The sequence below is a fragment of the Streptomyces blastmyceticus genome, from assembly GCF_039521185.1.
Classification (GTDB): Bacteria; Actinomycetota; Actinomycetes; order Streptomycetales; family Streptomycetaceae; genus Streptomyces; species Streptomyces blastmyceticus.
Window position 1 is genome coordinate 1 of the sequence record NZ_BAAABW010000037.1, and the last position, 2,545, is coordinate 2,545.

Below are 2,545 nucleotides of genomic sequence, written 5' to 3' on the forward strand. Positions count from 1 at the left end.
GACGGAAAGCGCTTCCAAGATGAACTCCCGGTCACAGCGGCGGCTTGACAACATCATTAGGAGGTGAACAACTGCCGCAGTTTGAGGGTGAGTTCGTAGACCCCGTAGGCGAAGGGTGCCCCCACCCACAGCCAGGCGAACGCGAACAGGGCCTTGCGGGCGGGCGTCATGGCGTCACGTCCTTCTCCGGCGCCGCGTCGATGTGCTCCTCTTCGGCGGGCGGCTCGTGGTGGCGGGGGTGGACGGGCCGGACGAACTCGTTCGCGGCGAAGCCCACGACCAGCAGCCCGATCATGATGACGAAGGACGTGGTGTAGAGGCCGGGGCCGGTGCGGCCCGCGGACTTCCCCGCGTCGGCGACGGCGTTGACGATCAGCGGCCCGAGGATCCCCGCGGTCGACCACGCGGTCAGCAGCCGGCCGTGGATCGCGCCCACCTGGAAGGACCCGAAGAGGTCCTTCAGATAGGCGGGGACCGTCGCGAAACCACCGCCGTAGAAGGACAGGATGACCGCGGCGCACACGATGAACACCGGCTTCGAGGAGTCACCGGCCAGCGCGAGCACCAGATACATCAGCGCGCCGGCGCCCAGGTAGAGCCGGTAGATGTTCTTGCGCCCGACCCGGTCGGAGACGGAGGACCAGCCGATCCGGCCGAGCATGTTGGCGAGCGAGAGCAGGCTGACGAACCCCGCGGCCGCGGAGGCGCCGACCGGCGAGGAGGAGCGGGCGAAGAAGTCCGTGATCATCGGCGCGGCCTTCTCCAGGATGCCGATGCCCGCCGTGACGTTCGTGCACAGGACGACCCACAGACACCAGAACTGCGGCGTCCGCAGGGCCGTGCGGGCGGACACCCGCGCCGCGGTGACGAGCGGGTCCCGTACGGCCGGGGAGGGGGCACCCGGCGGCCGCCACCCCTCGGGCGGTACGCGCACGAGCAGCACGCCCAGCGTCATGAAGACGCCGTACGCGACCCCCATGACCAAAAACGTACGCGCGATGCCGGGCGTGCCCGAGCCGAAGACGGACAGCAGTTCGGCCGACCACGGCGACGCGATGAGTGCGCCACCGCCGAAGCCCATGATGGCGATGCCGGTGGCCATCCCCGGGCGGTCGGGGAACCACTTGATCAGCGTGGAGACGGGCGAGATGTAGCCGATGCCGAGCCCGATGCCGCCGATGAGGCCGTACCCGGCCACCACGAGCCAGTACTCCCGCGTCGCGGCCCCGAGCGCGGCCACCAGGAAGCCCGACGAGAAGCAGACGGCCGACACCGACATCGCCCAGCGCGGGCCGTTGCGCTCCACCAGGGTGCCGCCGAAGGCGGCCGACAGGCCCAGCATGACGATCGCCACCTGAAAAGGCAGCGCCGACGCCGTACCGGACAGACCGAGCGAGGACTCCAGCGGCGGTTTGAAGACGCTCCAGGCGTACGCCTGGCCGATGGCGAGATGAATGGACAGCGCGGCGGGCGGGACAAGCCAGCGGCTCCATCCCGGTGGCGCGACGGTACGCGAGCGGGCGGGCATGAGGGGGAAGGTACAGCGCCCGACGATCTCGCGGGAAGGCCACCGGCCTTGTGGTGCAGGCCAGTTCGATCGATCCGGGCCGGGGGCCGGGGCGCCGCTCTCCGCACCCCGACCCCCCTGTGGGGTCTACGCCCCTTCACCCCCGTCCGCCGCGGCCCGCAGCGCCGCCACGTCGAGCTTCCTCATGCCCAGCATCGCCTTCATGGCCCGCTGCGCGCGCCCCGGGTCCGGATCGGCGAGCAGCGACTTCATCTCGGCGGGCACGACCTGCCAGGACAGCCCGTACCTGTCCTTCAGCCACCCGCACGGCCCCTCCTCCCCGCCCTTGGAAAGAGCGGCCCAGTAATGGTCGACCTCCTCCTGGTCCGCGCAGTCGATGCTCAGCGAGATCGCCTCGTCGAAGGTGAACTGGGGTCCGCCGTTGAGTGCGAGGTACTCCTGCCCGTCGAGCGCGAACTCGACGGTCATCACCGTGCCGGCGGGGCGGGGGCCGGCCTCGCCGTAGTACCGAACGGTCTTGATCTCCGAATTGGGGAAGACCGATACGTAGAACTCGGCGGCTTCCTTGCCTTCGGTGTCGAACCAGAGGGTGGGCGTGATCCGCGGCATGGGGGTCTCCCGTTCGGGTGGGGTGCTTTCCGTTGTACGACGGTGACACTGCGGGGTGGGGGCCGCTACTCCGAGTGCGGGCGCGCTGCCGCCTGCGGCGGGCTTGTTCCCCAGCCCCGCCCCTTCCCGAAACTGGGGCTCGTGCCCCCGGCCCCCCGGGTGCGGGTCCGTTGCCGCCTGCGGCGGTGGCGCCCTGCGGGCGCGTCCTCAATCGCCGGACGGGCTGAAATCAGCCCGTCCGGCGATTGAGGACAGCGCGCGGAGCGTGCTCCGGGGTCTGGGGCGGAGCCCCAGTTCGGGAAGGGGCGGGGCTGGGGAACAGAACCGTTCTCCCCGCCGTGCACGGGCGCTCACGCGCAGTGACCCGCACACCTCCCGGGTGTGAGCCCCCGCATAGGACCCACGTCA

At 70.8% G+C, this 2,545-nt stretch carries 3 protein-coding genes; all 3 read right to left on the bottom strand.

Annotated elements, in window-relative coordinates:
- Positions 1 to 56: 56 nt before the first annotated feature.
- Positions 57 to 170, bottom strand: coding sequence for an MFS transporter small subunit (locus tag ABD269_RS35465; RefSeq protein ID WP_425573023.1), 114 nt, complete (start codon positions 168 to 170; stop codon positions 57 to 59).
- Entirely contained in the window at positions 167 to 1,528 is a 1,362-nt protein-coding gene (locus ABD269_RS31605; RefSeq protein WP_344123482.1) for an L-lactate MFS transporter, read from the bottom strand. The genes ABD269_RS35465 and ABD269_RS31605 overlap by 4 nt, the downstream gene beginning before the upstream one ends.
- Before the next feature lie 126 nt (positions 1,529 to 1,654).
- Complete coding sequence (locus ABD269_RS31610) at positions 1,655 to 2,137, bottom strand: VOC family protein (protein WP_344123484.1); 483 nt, start codon at positions 2,135 to 2,137, stop codon at positions 1,655 to 1,657.
- Between the last annotated feature and the right edge of the window lie 408 nt (positions 2,138 to 2,545).